Below are 16,320 nucleotides of genomic sequence, written 5' to 3'. Positions count from 1 at the left end.
GGTCAGAGCGCCTTGGCCCAGTCGCGCAGCAGGTACTTCTGGATCTTGCCGGTAGAGGTCTTCGGCAATTCGCTGAACACCACGGTTTTCGGCAGTTTGAAGCCGGCCAGGTGCTCGCGGCAAAAGGCGATGATCTCGGCTTCGCGGGTGCCCTCGCAGCCGGCCTTGAGGGTGATATAGGCGCAAGGGGTTTCCCCCCATTTGTCATCCGGGCGGGCGACCACGGCGGCTTCGAGTACCGCCGGGTGCTTGTACAGGGTGTCTTCGACCTCGATGGTGGAGATGTTCTCGCCGCCGGAAATGATGATGTCCTTGAGCCGGTCCTTGATTTCCACGTAGCCGTCGGCATGCCACACCGCCAGGTCGCCAGTGTGGAACCAGCCGCCACGGAAGGCTTCGGCGGTGGCTTCGGGGTTTTTCAGGTAGCCCTTCATCACTGTGTTGCCGCGCATGAAGATCTCGCCCAGGGTGTTGCCGTCGCGCTGTACCGGCTCCAGGGTCTGCGGGTCGGCGACCATCAGGCCTTCGAGGGTCGGGTAGCGCACGCCCTGGCGCGACTTGATTCGCGCCCGTTCGGCCAGCGGTTGTTCATCCCATTCAGCGTGCCAGGCACAGACCGTCACTGGGCCATAGACCTCGGTCAGGCCATAGACGTGAGTGACCTTGATGCCCATTTCTTCCACCGCGCCGATGACCTTGGCCGGCGGCGCCGCGCCGGCGACCATGGCATTGACCGGGTGATCGATCGCCGCCTTGGCCGATTCGGGCATGTTGATCAGCGCATTGAGCACGATCGGCGCACCGCACAAATGGCTGACCTGATGTTCGCGGATCAGGGTGAGGATCTTCTGCGGGTCGACCCGGCGCAGGAACACATGGGTGCCGGCCAGGGCAGTGACGGTCCAGGGGTAGCACCAGCCGTTGCAGTGGAACATCGGCAGGGTCCACAGGTACACCGGGTGGTTGCCCATGGCCCAGGTCATCTGGTTGCCGAGGGCGTTGAGGTAGGCGCCGCGGTGGTGATAGACCACGCCCTTGGGGTTGCCGGTGGTGCCGGAGGTGTAGTTCAGCGAGATCGCCTGCCATTCGTCTTCGGGCCAGTGCCAGGCAAACTCGGGGTCACCTTCGGCGAGAAAGGCTTCATAGTCCAGGTCGCTGACCGCCTGGCCTTCGCCGTACTCCGGGTCATCGACATCGATCACCAGCGGCGGGTATTCCATCAGCGCCAGGGCCGCTTCAATGACCTTGTGGAACTCGCGGTCGCTGATCAGTACCTTGGCTTCGCCGTGCTCGAGCATGAACGCGATGGCCTCGGCATCCAGGCGCACGTTGAGGGCGTTGAGCACGGCGCCGATCATCGGCACGCCAAAGTGCGCTTCGAGCATGGCCGGAATGTTCGGCAGCATCACCGCCACCGTATCGCCCTGACCGATACCGCGCCCGGCCAGGGCGCTGGCCAGGCGACGGGAACGTTCGTAGGTCTGTTGCCAGTTGCGCCGGATCGCGCCGTGGATCACCGCCGGGTACTGGCCGTAGACGGCGGCGGTACGCTCGATGAAACTCAAGGGGCTCAAGGCAACATGATTGACAGGGGCGGGCGCCAGGCCCTGGGAGAAAATCGACATGAGGTCGTCCTGTGCAGGAGGCAGTCGCCCGTGGCGAACTGAAACCTCCGATGGCTGATTGTTAGCTCTGATCAGGTTTCGTGAAGGGCAGGCCCTTCCGCTGTCGCAAGTTTTACGCGAATGGCTATGGTAACTGGAAGATAGACTATAGCAATATGGTATAAATACTATAAAAGCCCTGAGGCGCCGCTTTGGATACTTCTTTCACCTTGCTGCTGGCCAAGGATCCGCAACCGAGCCTGTTGCTGGATGCTTCAGCCAGCGTACTGGCCAGCAACCCGGCCTTGCAGGCGCTGCTCGGGCCCTGGCCGCAGCGTGACGTCGAGCACTGGCTGCCGAGCAACTACCGGGCACTGGTGCGCGCCTGCCTGGAGCAAGGGCGGGCGATCAATGAGGTCGAGGCGCCGGTGGCCGGGCAGATCCTGCTCTGGACCTTCATCCCCGATGACGCCGCCCAGCAGGTGCTGGCGCGTTGTCGTGATGCCACCCTGGAGCGCCAGGGTGAACGTGACGCCAGCCAGGCCCGGCGCCTGTACCGGCTGATCACCGAGAACACCACCGACCTGATTTCCCGGCACACGCCTGACGGCAGTTTTATCGATGCCTCGCCCGCCGCGTTCCGCCTGCTGGGCTACTGGCCGGAAGAACTGCGCGGGGTGCAAGTGCAGTCGCTGTTCCATCCCCAGGATCGCCAGCAATCGTTGTTGCAGGCATCCCAGGCGCTGGAGCAGGACGGCTACCAGACCATGACCTGCCGGGTGCGGCACCGTGACGGGCGTTACCTGTGGTTCGAGATCGCCAGCCGCGCCATCCGCGAAACCTATACCGGTGCCGTGGTGGAGATTGTCAGCGTCTCGCGGGACATCAGTGTCCGTATCGAAGCCCAGGAAAACCGCCGGCGCCTGGCCGAGGTGGTCGAAGCCAACACCGACCTGGTGCTGTTCAGCGACCGCGACGGCCGGCTCAGCTACCTCAACCGCTCGGCGCGGCGGACCCTGGGGTTGCAGGGGGTAGAGCCGCTGCCCGGGTTGCACGCCTTGCTCGACCCGCAGCTGCAGCAGCGCTTGCACAGCGAAGGCTGGCAGCGTGCCGAGCAGCACGGCGTGTGGCAGGCCGAGGCGCGGCTGATCCCGCACCAGGGCGGCGCGGCGTTTCCGGTATCGCTGGTGTTGCTGGCCCATCGCGCTACCGGTGGTGAGCGCTACTACTCGCTGGTGGCCCGCGACATGACCGAGCGTGAACTGCGCGAAAGCCAGCAACGCCGCCATCAGGACGAACTGGCCCACAGCGCCCGGCTGATTACCCTGGGCGAGCTGGCCTCGGGGATTGCTCATGAAATCAACCAGCCGCTGGCGGCGGTGGTCAATTACGCCAGTGCCAGCCAGCGTTACCTGCAAGCCGTGGAGCGCGATCCGCAGGCCGCGCAACGCGTCGCCCAAGGCTTGCAGCGCATCAATGAACAGGCGACCCATGCCGCTGAAGTGATCAAGCGCTTGCGCGCCTTTTTGCGCAAGGAACCGCGACGCCTGCAGGCCTTGGCGATTGCCGATGTCGTGGCTGAAGCGGTACGCCTGTGCGACTGGGAGGCCAGCCGCGATCAGGTGAGCATCGAGCAGCGTGTAGAGGAGGGGTTGCCACCGGTGTATGCCGACCGGGTGCTGCTCGAACAGGTGCTGCTTAACCTGTTGCGCAATGCCATCGACGCCAACCGTGACCAGCACGACGGCCAGGCCTCGCGTATCCTGCTCAGCGCCGAGCTTGCGGCGGGCTGGCTAACGATCCGGGTCAGCGATCAGGGGCCGGGGGTGGCGGCCGAGTGCCTGGATGGCATCTTCACCCCGTTCAACACCAGCAAGCCGGACGGCCTGGGTTTGGGCCTGAGCATGAGCCGCAGTATCGTCGAAGGCTTTGGCGGCACCTTGCAGGCACAGCCTGGCGAGGCGGGCGGATTGATCTTGTGCTGTCGGCTGGCGCCGGTGGCAAACAGTGGGGAGTGATATGCAGGAACCGCGGGTGTATGTGGTCGATGATGATCAGGGCATGCTCGATTCGACCGTGTGGTTGCTCGAGTCGGTGGGCTTGCAGGCGCTGCCGTTCACCAGTGGCCAGGCGTTTCTTGACGCCTGCGACGGCCATGTGCCGGCCTGTGTGCTGCTGGATGTGCGCATGCCGGGGATGGGCGGCTTGAGCGTGCAGGACGCGTTGCGTGCGCGGGGGATCGATTTACCGGTGATCTTTGTCAGTGGCCACGCCGATGTGCCGATCGTGGTGCGGGCCTTCAAGGCCGGGGCCTGCGATTTCATCGAAAAACCCTACAACGATCAGTTACTGCTCGATAGCGTTCAGGACGCGCTCGGGCAAGTGCGCCATGCCGGGCCGCTGGAAGCGGTGCAGGCGCGTGTCGACAGCCTCACGCCCCGCGAACGTGATGTGTTCCTGCCGCTGGTGCAGGGCTATACCAATCGGGAAATTGCCGAGCAGCTGGAGGTCAGCATCAAGACGGTCGACCTGTATCGCTCGCGGGTGATGAAGCGCATGCAGGCCGATCACTTGCCGGCGCTGGTGGGGATGGCGATCGCTTGTGGGTTGGTGCAGCCGTTGAACTTGCGTTGAATTGATCGCGGGGCAAGCCCGCTCCCACAGGAGCGAGCCGGACCTGCGATGCTTTTAAGGTCTGCGCCCCAGCAGCAAACCGACCACCAGGCCGAACCCCGCGGAAATCGCCACCGTCTGCCACGGATGGCCACCGATGTAGTCCTGGGTGGCATCCACCACTGGCTGCGCCTTGCTGCGCACGCTGGTGACCGCATCACGGGCCTGCTTCAATTTCAGTCCGATCTGGGCGCGCAGGGTTTCGGCTTCTTCGCCAACCAGTGCGGCACTGTCGTTCAGTAGTTTTTCCGACTCTTCGATCAACGCCTGCAGTTCACTGAAAGCCTGATCCTTGATTTGCTCGGCATCGCTTTGCACGGTGGTTTTCCTGGCCATGGGCGTTTCCTCGTCAGTTGATGGCATTGAACAGTGGATGCCGCCGGGCGCGGAAAGTTGCAGCGGTTTGCCGGGCCCCGGCGGCTACAGTGTAAGATAGCGCCTATTTTCCAGCGGCAGGACACCCCTCATGAGTTTCAATCTGGCCAACAAGAGCTTCGCCGAACGGGCGCAGATCGAGGACGAGAAAGCACGACTGTTCGAGCTCTGGCAGACCAACCTGGGCAAGGCCAAGGCCGACGCCGCCCGGCTGATCGCCGAAAAACCACGGCGCAAGGGCAAGTGGGCCGAATGGGTCCGGGCCGAACTGGACGGCATGTCGCCGCCCGAATACGCCAACATGGTCCGCAGTGAAGTCAACAAGCTGATGGCAGCGGCCAAGTAAGCCTCAGGCGAACACCGCCAGTACCGCTTCACGGACTTTCTCCAGCGCCGGGTCCGGTTGCCCGCCGGTGCGCCAGCCCAGTTCCACCGGATATTGCGGCAAGGCCAGCGGGCACGGCAGCACCACCAGGCCGGCGGTTTCGGCAATGGTCCGGGCGGCATGGCCGGGCAGGGTGGCCAGGCGCTCGCTGCCCTTGAGCAAGTAAGCCAGGGCAGCAAAATGGCTGGTCGACGCCGCCACCCGGCGACTCAAGCCCAGTTCGGCCAGTGCCTCGTCGACGATGCCGATAAACCCCCCTGATGACACCAGAATCTGCTCCCGCGCCACGAACTCATCCAGGCTTAATGCGCTTTGCCCGGGCGCCATGCTGTGCGGGTCGAGCAGGCACAGATAATCCCCTTCATCGAGCACCCGGCGGCTGAGCAGGCGGGCGGAAAACCCGCCTGAGGCCAGCGCCAGATCAAGGCTGCGATCAAGTAAAGCGCGGGCGACGATCTGGCTGTGAGTCTGGCGAAAGATCAGCCGCAGGCCCGGCGCCAGCCGTTGCACCTGCTCGATCAAGGCCCGGCCGTAGGCAATCTCGAAATCATCGGAGAGGCCCAGGGTCACTGCCCGGCCTTCGAACTGTTCGGCTTGCGGATCGAGCAGGGCCAGGCTTTGCCGGCATTTGTTCAACGCTTCGCTGATCAGCGGCTTGAGCTGGTTGGCCCGCAGGGTTGGCGCCAGGCCACGCCCGGTGCGCATGAACAGCGGGTCGCCATAGACCTCGCGCAAACGCCGCAAGGCAGCGCTGACTGCCGATTGGGTCAGGCCCAGGCGTACGGCAGCGCGGCTGGCGCTGACTTCGTCGTGCAGGGCTTCGAAGACCTTGAGCAGGTTGAGGTCGATGTCGGTGATATTTGCAGGATTCATATCATTCAGAAACGAAGTGGGCTTTATTCATGATTGGTCCGGCGCCGACAATCTGCAATACCCATCGCCCACCCGGAGCACCCGCTAATGACCAAGTCCGTCGTCGCCGCCTTGCAGATCGGTTCATCGCCTGAAGGCAAAGCCCATACCCTGGAGCAGATCCTTGCGTACGAGCAGGCCATCAGTAACGCGGGCGCCAGCCTGGTGGTGATGCCCGAAGCGCTGCTGGGCGGTTATCCCAAGGGCGAGACCTTCGGTACGCGCCTGGGCTACCGCCTGCCCGAAGGCCGCGAAGCCTTCGCCCGCTACTTCGCCAATGCCATCGACGTACCCGGCAGCGAGACCGAGGCCCTCGCTGGGTTGTCGGCGCGTACCGGCGCCAGCCTGGTGCTCGGGGTGATCGAGCGTAGCGGCCATACCCTGTATTGCAGCGTGCTGTTCTTCGAGCCCGAGCAGGGCCTGGTGGCGGTGCACCGCAAGCTGATGCCCACCGGTACCGAGCGGCTGATCTGGGGCCGTGGCGACGGCTCGACCTTGCCGGTGATCGAAGGCCGTGCCGGGCGTATCGGCGCTGCGGTGTGCTGGGAAAACTACATGCCGCTGCTGCGCACAGCGATGTACGCCAAGGGCGTGGAGCTCTGGTGTGCACCGACGGTGGACGAGCGTGAGCTGTGGCAGATGAGCATGCGCCATATCGCCGCCGAAGGCCGTTGCTTCGTGATCAGTGCCTGCCAGGTGCAGGACTCGCCCAACGCGCTGGGCATCGAGGTCGCCGACTGGCCGGGCGAGCGCCAGCTGATTGCCGGGGGCAGCGTGATCGTCGGGCCGCTGGGCGAGGTGCTGGCCGGGCCGCTGGTGGGTGAGCGCGGGCTGTTGTGCGCCGAAATCGATACTGAGGAACTGGTGCGTGCCCGTTATGACTTCGACGTGGTTGGCCACTATGCGCGGCCGGATATCTTCGAGCTGAGCGTGGATGAGCGCAGCAAGCCCGGCGTGCGCTTCATCAACCAGGGCTGAGTTTTACCAGGGCGCGCTGGCCGGTTGTGGCAGGTTGAGCCGGCCACTGTCGCTGAAGCGCCGGGTGCCGAACGCGCCACCGGCCAGCTTGCCGCGCACGGTGTAGGGCAGGCCGTCGAGGCTGCGCACCTGGCTCAGGCCCACGGCCTGGCGCAGCACCGAGAACGCGGTGATGCTCACCGGCACCACCAGCACGCCTTCGCTGAAGCGGCCGATGCTGCCGCTTTGATCACTCACGCCCGCTGCCAGCGGCTGGCCGTTGACCTCAAGGTTGAGGGCGATGCCGTTGTAGTCGATCGCGGTTTCGTTGGGGTTCTGCACGCGGATCTTCACCGCCATGCGCAGCTCCAGGTCCTGGCCGGGCAGGGGATCGATACCGATCACGCTGATGTTCACCGGATCGCGCGCCTGGAACAGGGCGCAGGCGTTCAGGCCGCCGATCAACAGCAGGGCCAGGCAAAGGCGTAGGAATCGGGTCACGGGCACAGCTCCAGCGCAGGAGAACAGCTGCGAGTGTGGCAAATGCACAGCGGCGTTGAAAGTGCTGTGCGTTATGAAAGATACTTGTTCTCATTAACGCCCGCTAATTCCTCCCACTGGCCCATCGAATCCTTCATGTTGACGTCTCCCGTGTCCGGACTGCTTTCAAGCTTCCAGGAACATTACGATGACCTGCTGCAGTTCCTGACCCGGCGCATGAGCGACCGGCAGCGGGCCGCCGACGTCGCCCAGGAAACCTACCTCAAGCTGGTAAAGATCGAGCAGCAGGACCTGCCGGTGCTGCATGCGCGCAGCTTTATCTTTCGCGTGGCCGGCAACCTGGCGATCGATACCCTGCGCCGTGAGCAACGCATGAGCGCCAACCTCGACGACAGCGAAGCGGCGCACCAGGTACCGTGCCCGGCGCCAGCGCCGGAAGCGGCGTTGCTGGCCAGTGAACGCCTGGAGCTGCTCGATGAAGCTTTGCTGCAATTGTCGGCCAATGCCCGTCAGGCGTTGCTGCTCAACCGCGTCGAAGGCTTGACCCAGGCGCAGATTGCACAACGGCTGGGCGTTTCCGAGAGCATGGTGGCAAAATACATCGGCCAGGCCCTGCGCCATTGTCGCGACTGGCTCAAACACAACCATGACTGATGCCCTTGCCATGCCCGCGCCGCAGCCGATCAGCGATTTGTCCGATGATGCCCTCGACTGGCAGGTACTGCTGCATTCGGGCAACGCCAGCGCCAGCGACCAACAACGCTACCAGCGCTGGTGCGCGCTGAGCCCGGCTCACGCCGAGGCCGCGAGCGAAGCCGAGGCGTTGTGGGCGGACCTCGGGCAGACCCGCGCGGCGGCTGAAGTCGTAGCGACGGCGCCACGTCGGCGGCGCTGGGGCTCGAAAATTGCCGCTTCGCTGGTGCTGGCGCTGGTCGGATATGGCGGTGTGCAGCAGGCGCCAGCCTTGCTTGCCGACTACCACACCGGGGTTGGCCAGCAGCAACGCATCACCCTGGCCGATGGCTCGCAGGTCACCCTCAACAGTGGCAGCGCCTTGTCGGTGGATTTCAACCGTGGCGAGCGCCGCGTTGTCCTCAAGGCCGGCGAGGCCTTGTTCGAGCCGGCCGCCGACCCGCGGCCGTTCGTGGTCGATGCCGGGGCTGAGCCCGTGCAGGGCAGCGCTGCGGTATTCAGTGTGCGCCGGGACGGTGCGCGCAATCGCGTGGTGGTTGCCCAGGGCCAGGCGCGGGTCGGCGGGCAGTTGCTGGAAACATCGCCCGATGCCCGGGCGCAAACCGCCTGGCAGCGCGGCAAGCTGATCTTCAACGGCAAGCCGCTGCGTGAAGTACTGGCCGAGCTTGAGCGCTATCAGCACGGGCGTATCGTGCTGTCTGACCAGCAACTGGCGGCGCTGCAGGTCAGCGGGGTGTTTGACCTGAACGACCCTGAGGGGCTGTTGCGCACCCTTGAGCAGCGCTATGCATTGAAGGTTACCTACCTGCCCTGGCTGGCGGTGGTGTACTGACGGGTCTCATCGCTGGCAAGCCAGCTCCCACAGGTATTGCATGCACCGTACCTGTGGGAGCTGGCTTGCCAGCGATAGGGTCGTAACTGCGCAAAAAATATTTTCAAATTCCCACTGCAAGTTCTTCCCCGCCCAATCGTCGTAGTGAGACTGATCAGCAATCCATTCTCATTTACAACCATTTGCCTGGAAGAAAACAGTGAAGGGTCCGCTCAAGCCAATCGCCCGTTCCACCGGTTATTTCAAACACGCCCTGCTGGCCTCCACTGCCGTTGCCGCATTGCTCGGCACGCTACAAGTGCACGCTGCCGATGCGGTAAATGCCGCCAGCACCCAGCAGGAGCGTGAAGTATCCCTGGACCTGCCAGCGCAGAGCCTCGACCAGGCCCTGACCGCCTTCGCCGACCAGGCGGGCCTGCACCTGCTGTTTACCAGCCAGGACGTGGCCGGCCGGCAAAGCCCGGCGCTCAATGGCCGCTACAGCATCGCCCAGGCCCTGCAAAGCCTGCTGGCCGGCAGCGGCATGAGCTGGCAGTTCAGCGAGCAGAACACGGTGATCCTGCGCAAGAGCGCGGCGGCGCAAAGTATCAGCCTCAAGCCCATCGAAGTCAGCGTGGCCTCGCGTACCAGCACCTCGATCAGCGAAATCCCCGGCACCGTCTGGGTGGTCGACCAACAGCAATTGCGCGAGCAGATCGACAGCGGCGTCAGCCTCAAGGAGGCCATCGGCAAACTGGTACCGGGCCTGGACCTGGCGCCGGAAGGGCGCACCAACTACGGCCAGAACATGCGCGGGCGCAACGTGCTGGTGATGATCGACGGCGTCAGCCAGAACAGCTCACGCGGGCTGTCGCGCCAGTTCGACAGCATTTCGCCGTTCAACGTCGAGCGTGTCGAGGTGCTCTCCGGCGCCAGCGCCATCTATGGCGGCGGCGCCACCGGTGGGATCATCAACATCGTCACCAAGAAGGGCGAGGCGGGGCCGGCGCGCTTTGAAACCCAGCTGGGCGCCAGCAGCGGCTTCAACAACAGCGACGACCTGTCGACCCGCATCGCCCAGTCGATCAGCGGCGGCAACGAGCGCGTCAACGCGCGCCTGGGCGTGTCCGCCGAGCAGAACGAAGCCTTCTACGACGGTGCCGGCGACCAGATCTTCATCGACAACACCCAGACCGACCTGCAGTACAACCGCACCATCGACGTGCTCGGCAGCCTGGGCCTGAAATTCAACGACGAGCAGAGCCTCGACCTGCTGGCCCAGTACTACGACTCGGGTAACCACGGCAGCACCGGTATCTACTTTCCCAACCTCAACTACAACGGCCCATCGGACCTGGAAGATGCCGAGCTGCGTGGTGGCTATTCCACCGACCTAGAGCCGCGCACCAAGCGCCTGCTGCTCAATGCCAACTACCACCACAGCGATGTGCTCGGCCAGGACTTCTACCTGCAGGCCTCGTACCGCAAGGAAGACGACAACTTCTATCCGTTCCCGTACTACAACACCGGCAAACCGGCGGGCTCCAAGGGCGTGTACTTTGCCGCCTCGCAGCAGAACTTCGAGGTCAGCAGCCTCAAGGCGCTGTTCGCCAAGCAGTGGGACAGTCTCAAGCTGACCTACGGCGTGGACCTGGACCGCGAGCGCTTCAATGCCGACCAGACCACCTTCGATGCCCTGACGTCGTCCGAAAGCGGTGGCCTGGACCTGGATGAAGCCAGCAAGGCGGCGCGCTACCCCAGCTACCGGGTCGATGGCATTTCGGCCTACGCCCAGCTGGACTGGAAGGCGACCGATAACCTGACGGTTTCCGGCGGCGCCCGGCGCCAGCAGATGGACGTCGATGTCGGCGATTTCAAGAGCGTGCCCGGCGGCAACAACGACTACCAGGTCAACCTGTTCAACCTTGGCGCCATCTACGACTTCAAGAACGGCCACCAGGTCTGGAGCAATTACGGCGAAGGTTTCGACCTGCCGGACCCGGCCAAGTACTACGGCAAGCCGGGCCTGAGCGTCGAAGACAACCCGCTGGCCGGGATCAAGAGCCGCCAGGTGGAACTGGGCTGGCGCTATGCCGACCTGGACTGGGACGCCCAGGCGGCGGTGTACTACATCTGGTCGGACAAGATCATCACCACCGACATGGCCACCCTGACCATCAACGTCGAAGAACAGAAGAGCCGCGACTTCGGCTTTGAAGGCGCGCTGACCCGCCACTTCGAAAGCGGCTGGGAGGCCGGCAGCACCCTGCACCTGGTGCGCTCGGAAGAGGAAGACAAGGACGGCGACTGGATCAAGCGCGATGCCCGTTATGCGTCGCTGTCCAAGTCCACTGCCTTCGTCGGCTGGAAGGGCGATGGCCGTAGTGCACGCCTGCAGGCCAACCACGCCTTCACCCTCAAGGACGATGCCGATCACACGATCAGCGGCTACACCACCTTCGACTTGCTGGGCAGCCAGGACACCGGCTTCGGGACCTTCAGTGCCGGCATCCAGAACCTGCTCGACAAACAGTACAGCACCGTCTGGGGCCAGCGCGCGACGCTGTTCTATTCACCGACCTACGGCCCGGCCTACCTCTACGACTACCAGGGCCGTGGCCGCACCTACACCCTGACCTGGTCGCTGGCCTACTGAGTCAGGCGAAGGCTGCCAGCAGGTCGGCCGCGAAGGCCTGCTGGGCGTCGCTGGGCACCTGGGCGCGATGGCGCACCAGCACGAACGGCACGGTGAAATCCAGCGCCGGGTCCAGGCCCTGCAACAGGCCGCGCTCAACCCAAGGCTCGGCGTAGTGGCAGGGCAGGTAGCCGATGTGCTGGCCGGAGAGGATGAAGGTCAGGGCACCGTCCACCTGCTCTGAACGGGCTGCGCCACTGGTGCCGTCAAAGGGCTCCTGGCGGCTCTGGAAACGGTAGGGGTGTTCGACCTGGTCGGCCTGCTGCAACGCCTCCAGGCTAACGTCCGGCTGGCCGGCCAGCGGATGATGGCTGGCGCAGTACAGGCGCTGGTTTTCTTCGAACAACGGCGTGTAATCGAACGCCGCCTGTTTGCCGGAAAAATAGCCGATGGCCAGGTCCAGGCGTTGCTGCAACAGTTGACGTTCAAGGTCTGCCGGCATGGCGCTGACCAGTTCCAGGCGCACCGACTCGTCACGCTGGCGAAAGCGCTCGATGGCCCGCGCCAGGCGCAAGGTCACGGTGCTTTCCTGGGCTTCGGAAATGCCGATGCGCACCTCGCCGAGCAAACGCCCGGCTACACCATTGGCCTGATGGCGAAACGCCTCGATCTGCACCAGCAGCTCGCGAGTGGCCTTGAGCAGCACTTCACCCTTGGCGGTCAGGCGAAAGCCGCCCTTGCCGCGGCTGCACAAGCGATAACCCAGACGGGTTTCCAGGCGCGCCATCTGCTGGCTGATGCTTGGCTGGCTCAGGCCCAGCACGCCCTGGGCGGCGCTGAAGCCACCGGCCTCGACTACAGTGACGAACAGCCGCAGCAGATGCAGGTCGAGGTCGTGCAGTTGTCCCAACATCAAACATTGCTCCCGATGAATGTCAGGTTAATTGACTTGCCATTTTAGTAATGTAACCCGGCAGGCATGCTGGCGGCATCCACTGACAAAGGTGCCCGACATGCGTACATCCCTGTGGTTGTTGTCCCTGGTCCTGGCCTTGCCGGTGCAGGCCGAGGAAAAAGTCCTCAATCTGTACAGTTGGGCCGACTATGTCGCCCCCGAAACCTTGCAGCGTTTCGAGCAGGAAACCGGTTACAAGGTGCGCTACGACACCTTCGACACCACCGAAGTCCTGGAAACCAAGTTGCTCACCGGTGGCAGTGGCTATGACGTCGTGGTGCCGTCCACCAGCCTGCTGGCCCGCGCCCTGGCTGCCGGTGCCTTGCAACCGCTGCAGGCCCAGGCCATGCCCGGCTACGGCAATCTAGACAAAGACCTGCTGGCCAAGCTGGCCGAGGTCGACCCCGGCAATCAGTACGCCGTGCCCTACACCTGGGGCACCCTGGGCCTGGGCATGAACCTTGAGGCGGTGCGCCAGCGGCTGGGCGATGCACCGCTGGACAGCCTCGACCTGTTGTTCAAGCCCGAGTACGCCAGCAAGCTCAAGGATTGCGGGATTGCCATGTCCGACTCGCCCCAGGAGGTGATTGGCGTAGCCTTGAATTACCTGGGCAAGGATCCCTACAGCCGCGACAAAAACGACCTGGCGGCCGCCCAGTCACTGCTCAAGCAACTGCAACCCTCCATCCGCTATGTCGCCAACGGCCGGCAGATCAACGACCTGGCCAACGGCAGTGTGTGCCTGGCCCTGACTTACAACGGTGACGCGGCCATGGCCGCCGACCAGGCGCAAAAGGCTGGCAAGCCGTACCAGGTGATCTATCGCATTCCCCGCGAAGGCACGCTGATCTGGCAGGACAACCTGGTCATGCCCAAGGACGCGCCGCACCCGGACGCCGCCCGCGCCTTCATTGCCTTCATGTTGCGCCCCGACTCGGTGGCGCCGTTGACCAACACGCTGTTCTTCGCCAATGCCAACCAGGCCGCCACGCCCCTGGTGGACGAGGCGGTACGCAGCGACCCGGACATCTACCCTTCGGCCGAAGTGCGCGCGCGGCTGTTTGCCGACCGCAGCATGAGCCTGGCCGACATGCGCCAGCGCACTCGCCTTTGGACCACCTTCCGTAGCCGCCAATAACAACAGACCAGGAGCCCGACCATGGACCTCGCCCCCGACAACGACCAGGCCATCACCCGCGACAGCCTCTACGGCACCATCGCCGAAAACACCTTTGCCGGCATCACCAGCTTCTCGCGCCGCCGCTACAGCCGCGACCTGCGCGGTGTCGATGTGGTGGTCAGCGGGGTGCCGTTCGACACCGCCACCAGCAACCGCCCCGGTGCGCGTTTCGGGCCGCGGGCGATTCGCGCGGCGTCGGTGCAGCAGGCCTGGGCCCGGCACTGGCCGTGGGAGTTCGACCCCTTCGATCACCTGGCGGTAACCGATTATGGCGACTGCAACTTCGATTACGGCAGCCCGCATACCGTGCCGGAAAGCATCCAGGCCCATGCCGAGCAGATTCTTGAGGCCGGCTGCGCCATGCTCACCCTGGGCGGCGACCACTTCATCAGCTACCCGCTGCTCAAGGCCCATGCAAGCAAACACGGACCGCTGGCGCTGATTCACTTCGACGCCCACAGCGACACCTGGCCGGACGAGGAGGGCCAGCGCGTCGATCACGGCACCATGTTCTGGCATGCCGCCCGTGAAGGCCTGGTGGACCCGGCGCGCTCGGTGCAGATCGGCCTGCGTACCACCAATGACGATACCCAGGGCTTTGCCGTGCTCGACGCCCGCCAGGTGCATCAACGCGGTACCCAGGCGATCATCGAGGCGATTCGGCAACGGGTCGGCGACCAGCCGGTGTACCTGACCTTCGACATCGACTGCCTGGACCCTGCGTACGCCCCAGGCACCGGCACCCCGGTGTGTGGTGGGCTGACCACGGTGCAGGCGCTGGAAATCCTCGGCGGGCTGCGCGGTATCAACCTGGTGGGCATGGACCTGGTGGAAGTCGCGCCGGCCTACGACCATGCCGATATTACTGCCCTGGCCGGTGCGACCCTGGCCATGGAGATGCTCTGCCTGTATGCCGCCCGGCATAAGGTCGATAGCTGATCCGGTAACAAAATGAATCACCTCCGGGGGAATTCGAGGTTTCCCGGCGAACCTGTCGCGCCTTAGGCTATCCAACGCTTGGGCGCGCTGGTTTTCGGCGCCGCGTGGTGCCGGAGGTGAATACCGTGAACCGATCCCTGTCGGGCCTGGCAATGGCCCTGCTCTTGAGCTCGCCGCTGCAGGCTGCGCCCGTTGCCGCGCCGTTGCAGCTGGCGGCCAGCAACAACAACCCCTACAACAGCCCGATCATGCGCGCCAACCCCAACAGCCGACAGGGCAGCGTGCCGGCCACGCCGCCTGTGCGCGGCCCTTCGACCCAGCCCAATCCGCGCCCGCCGACCCTTGAAAACCGCGGTATCGGCAATGGCGAAAACATCCGCCGCGAACAGACCACCCCGCGCCTGGAACCCACCCGCCCGCCGCGCGCACCTGCGCCCGCGCCCTGAGTAACAGGCCCTCCCTGGAAGGAATCGCTGATGTCCCCACGCACCTGGCTACCCACCCTGATGACCGCGGCGTTGCTGCCGCTGCTGGCCCACGCCGCGCCCGAGCGCGATTTCAAGAGCGAGGAGGGCAGCGTCAAGGTCAGCACCCTCGCCGAGGGCTTGCGCAACCCCTGGGCCCTGGCATTCTTGCCGGACGGCCAGGGCATCCTGGTGACCGAGCGGGCTGGCAACCTGCGCATCGTCAGCCCCGAAGGCAAGGTCGGGGCACCACTGGGCGGCGTCCCTGAGGTGTGGGCCCAGGGCCAGGGCGGCCTGCTCGATGTGGTGCTGTCGCCGACTTTCAAGCAGGACCGCATGGTCTACTTGTCCTATGCCGAAGGCGGCGGGGAAGGCGGCACGGCCGGCACAGCGGTGGGCCGCGGGCGCTTGTCAGCAGACAGTGCCAAGCTTGAAGACTTCAACGTGATTTTCCGCCAGCAACCCAAGCTCTCCAGCGGCAACCATTTTGGCTCGCGCCTGGTGTTCGACCGCGACGGCTACCTGTTCATCGCCCTTGGCGAGAACAACCAGCGGCCGACTTCGCAGGACCTGGACAAGCTGCAGGGCAAGCTGGTGCGCATCCTCCCGGACGGCACGGTGCCCAAGGACAACCCTTTTGTCGGCCGCGATAACGTGCGCCCGGAAATCTGGTCGTTCGGCCACCGCAACCAGCAGGGCGCGGCGCTCAACCCCTGGACCGGCGAGTTGTGGACCAACGAGCACGGGCCCCGTGGCGGTGATGAGATCAACATCCCCAAGCCCGGCAAGAACTTTGGTTGGCCGATTGCCACCCATGGCATCAACTATTCGCTGATGCCGATTCCAGAAGCCAGGGGCGAGCATGTCGATGGCATGGTCGACCCGCACCATGTCTGGGAAAAATCCCCGGCCATCAGCGGCATGGCGTTTTACGACAACCCACGCTTCAAGCCGTGGGAGCACAGCCTGTTCATCGGCGCGCTGGCGGCGCAGGAGCTGATTCGCCTGGAACTCAACGGCGACAAAGTGGTGCATGAAGAGCGTTTACTCGGCGAGCTCAAGGCGCGGATTCGCGATGTGCGGGTAGGGCCGGACGGGTATCTGTACCTGCTGACCGATGAGCGTGATGGGGCGCTGCTCAAAGTCGGGCTGGATCTTTAGAGTTGCACCGAGAGCTGTGGGAGCTGGCTTGCCTGCGATCGAGCGCGCAGCGGTCGTAATCCAGGCGCCTTCTGA

The 16,320-nt window shown here is 64.6% G+C and carries 15 protein-coding genes and 1 pseudogene; 11 read left to right on the top strand and 5 right to left on the bottom strand.

The genetic code is table 11. From position 1 onward, the window contains the following. Window positions 1–2 precede the first annotated feature (2 nt). Complete coding sequence (locus tag JV241A_RS15510) at window positions 3–1,625, bottom strand: acyl-CoA synthetase (protein WP_115087834.1); 1,623 nt, start codon at window positions 1,623–1,625, stop codon at window positions 3–5. Between the two features lie 191 nt (window positions 1,626–1,816). On the opposite strand from JV241A_RS15510, the gene JV241A_RS15505 reads away from it, so the two are divergent. Both JV241A_RS15505 and JV241A_RS15500 read left to right on the top strand, forming a co-directional pair. Next, on the top strand, window positions 1,817–3,622 hold the full coding sequence (locus JV241A_RS15505; RefSeq protein WP_134063398.1) for a PAS domain S-box protein: 1,806 nt from the start codon (window positions 1,817–1,819) through the stop codon (window positions 3,620–3,622). Window position 3,623: 1 nt separating this feature from the next. After that, window positions 3,624–4,238, top strand: a complete 615-nt coding sequence (locus JV241A_RS15500; RefSeq protein WP_115087832.1) for a response regulator transcription factor — start codon at window positions 3,624–3,626, stop codon at window positions 4,236–4,238. Between the two features lie 54 nt (window positions 4,239–4,292). On the opposite strand, the gene JV241A_RS15495 is transcribed toward JV241A_RS15500, so the two are convergent. Beyond that, the gene (locus JV241A_RS15495) at window positions 4,293–4,613 is read right to left on the bottom strand and encodes a DUF883 family protein (RefSeq protein ID WP_115087831.1); all 321 of its coding nucleotides are present in this window, start codon (window positions 4,611–4,613) and stop codon (window positions 4,293–4,295) included. 130 nt (window positions 4,614–4,743) lie between these two features. Here JV241A_RS15495 and JV241A_RS15490 point away from each other — a divergent pair, with 130 nt between their 5' ends. Next, window positions 4,744–4,998: a hypothetical protein gene (locus JV241A_RS15490; protein WP_010226580.1), complete on the top strand. Its 255-nt coding sequence runs from the start codon at window positions 4,744–4,746 to the stop codon at window positions 4,996–4,998. Between the two features lie 3 nt (window positions 4,999–5,001). Here JV241A_RS15490 and JV241A_RS15485 read toward each other — a convergent pair whose 3' ends face one another. Next, window positions 5,002–5,910 (bottom strand): LysR family transcriptional regulator, encoded by a 909-nt coding sequence (locus tag JV241A_RS15485; RefSeq protein ID WP_115087830.1) that lies wholly within the window; start codon window positions 5,908–5,910, stop codon window positions 5,002–5,004. A gap of 87 nt (window positions 5,911–5,997) precedes the next feature. Here JV241A_RS15485 and JV241A_RS15480 point away from each other — a divergent pair, with 87 nt between their 5' ends. After that, window positions 5,998–6,927: a carbon-nitrogen hydrolase family protein gene (locus tag JV241A_RS15480; protein ID WP_134063396.1), complete on the top strand. Its 930-nt coding sequence runs from the start codon at window positions 5,998–6,000 to the stop codon at window positions 6,925–6,927. Between the two features lie 3 nt (window positions 6,928–6,930). Here JV241A_RS15480 and JV241A_RS15475 read toward each other — a convergent pair whose 3' ends face one another. Further along, window positions 6,931–7,407: an LEA type 2 family protein gene (locus JV241A_RS15475; protein ID WP_134063394.1), complete on the bottom strand. Its 477-nt coding sequence runs from the start codon at window positions 7,405–7,407 to the stop codon at window positions 6,931–6,933. Between the two features lie 135 nt (window positions 7,408–7,542). Between JV241A_RS15475 and JV241A_RS15470 the strand changes: the two are divergent. From JV241A_RS15470 to JV241A_RS15460, 3 genes and pseudogenes are all read left to right on the top strand, one after another. Continuing rightward, window positions 7,543–8,046, top strand: a pseudogene (locus JV241A_RS15470) (sigma-70 family RNA polymerase sigma factor); the annotation flags it as partial. 7 nt (window positions 8,047–8,053) lie between these two features. After that, window positions 8,054–8,932, top strand: a complete 879-nt coding sequence (locus JV241A_RS15465; RefSeq protein ID WP_240047877.1) for a FecR domain-containing protein — start codon at window positions 8,054–8,056, stop codon at window positions 8,930–8,932. Window positions 8,933–9,131: 199 nt separating this feature from the next. Then, window positions 9,132–11,567 (top strand): TonB-dependent receptor, encoded by a 2,436-nt coding sequence (locus JV241A_RS15460; RefSeq protein ID WP_134063390.1) that lies wholly within the window; start codon window positions 9,132–9,134, stop codon window positions 11,565–11,567. Window position 11,568: 1 nt separating this feature from the next. Here the strand turns inward: JV241A_RS15460 and JV241A_RS15455 are convergent, their stop codons facing one another. Next, window positions 11,569–12,459, bottom strand: coding sequence for a LysR family transcriptional regulator (locus JV241A_RS15455; protein ID WP_134063388.1), 891 nt, complete (start codon window positions 12,457–12,459; stop codon window positions 11,569–11,571). 100 nt (window positions 12,460–12,559) lie between these two features. Between JV241A_RS15455 and JV241A_RS15450 the strand changes: the two genes are divergently transcribed. From JV241A_RS15450 to JV241A_RS15435, 4 genes are all read left to right on the top strand, one after another. Further along, window positions 12,560–13,639 (top strand): extracellular solute-binding protein, encoded by a 1,080-nt coding sequence (locus JV241A_RS15450; RefSeq protein WP_134063386.1) that lies wholly within the window; start codon window positions 12,560–12,562, stop codon window positions 13,637–13,639. A 21-nt stretch (window positions 13,640–13,660) separates the two neighbouring features. Continuing rightward, a complete protein-coding gene (gene speB, locus JV241A_RS15445) occupies window positions 13,661–14,620 on the top strand; it encodes an agmatinase (RefSeq protein ID WP_134063384.1) in 960 nt (319 codons plus the stop codon). A 125-nt stretch (window positions 14,621–14,745) separates the two neighbouring features. Next, window positions 14,746–15,066 (top strand): hypothetical protein, encoded by a 321-nt coding sequence (locus JV241A_RS15440; RefSeq protein WP_134063382.1) that lies wholly within the window; start codon window positions 14,746–14,748, stop codon window positions 15,064–15,066. A gap of 30 nt (window positions 15,067–15,096) precedes the next feature. Then, window positions 15,097–16,245: a PQQ-dependent sugar dehydrogenase gene (locus JV241A_RS15435; RefSeq protein WP_115087821.1), complete on the top strand. Its 1,149-nt coding sequence runs from the start codon at window positions 15,097–15,099 to the stop codon at window positions 16,243–16,245. The last annotated feature ends 75 nt before the right edge of the window (window positions 16,246–16,320 follow it).

Origin of the sequence: Pseudomonas sp. JV241A (assembly GCF_900275665.1) — a bacterium.
Classification (GTDB): domain Bacteria; phylum Pseudomonadota; class Gammaproteobacteria; order Pseudomonadales; family Pseudomonadaceae; genus Aquipseudomonas; species Aquipseudomonas wadenswilerensis.
Note: the sequence above shows the minus strand (reverse complement) of the source record. Positions and strands in the feature narration are given on the sequence as shown.

Excerpts from the sequence above, each read along its gene's own strand:
- JV241A_RS15510 (WP_115087834.1), bottom strand. The coding sequence starts at position 1,625 with ATGTCGATTTTCTCCCAGGGCCTGGCGCCCGCCCCTGTCAATCATGTT.
- JV241A_RS15500 (WP_115087832.1), top strand. The coding sequence starts at position 3,624 with ATGCAGGAACCGCGGGTGTATGTGGTCGATGATGATCAGGGCATGCTC.
- JV241A_RS15495 (WP_115087831.1), bottom strand. The coding sequence starts at position 4,613 with ATGGCCAGGAAAACCACCGTGCAAAGCGATGCCGAGCAAATCAAGGAT.
- JV241A_RS15490 (WP_010226580.1), top strand. The coding sequence starts at position 4,744 with ATGAGTTTCAATCTGGCCAACAAGAGCTTCGCCGAACGGGCGCAGATC.
- JV241A_RS15485 (WP_115087830.1), bottom strand. The coding sequence starts at position 5,910 with ATGAATCCTGCAAATATCACCGACATCGACCTCAACCTGCTCAAGGTC.
- JV241A_RS15480 (WP_134063396.1), top strand. The coding sequence starts at position 5,998 with ATGACCAAGTCCGTCGTCGCCGCCTTGCAGATCGGTTCATCGCCTGAA.
- JV241A_RS15465 (WP_240047877.1), top strand. The coding sequence starts at position 8,054 with ATGACTGATGCCCTTGCCATGCCCGCGCCGCAGCCGATCAGCGATTTG.
- JV241A_RS15455 (WP_134063388.1), bottom strand. The coding sequence starts at position 12,459 with ATGTTGGGACAACTGCACGACCTCGACCTGCATCTGCTGCGGCTGTTC.
- JV241A_RS15450 (WP_134063386.1), top strand. The coding sequence starts at position 12,560 with ATGCGTACATCCCTGTGGTTGTTGTCCCTGGTCCTGGCCTTGCCGGTG.
- speB (WP_134063384.1), top strand. The coding sequence starts at position 13,661 with ATGGACCTCGCCCCCGACAACGACCAGGCCATCACCCGCGACAGCCTC.
- JV241A_RS15435 (WP_115087821.1), top strand. The coding sequence starts at position 15,097 with ATGTCCCCACGCACCTGGCTACCCACCCTGATGACCGCGGCGTTGCTG.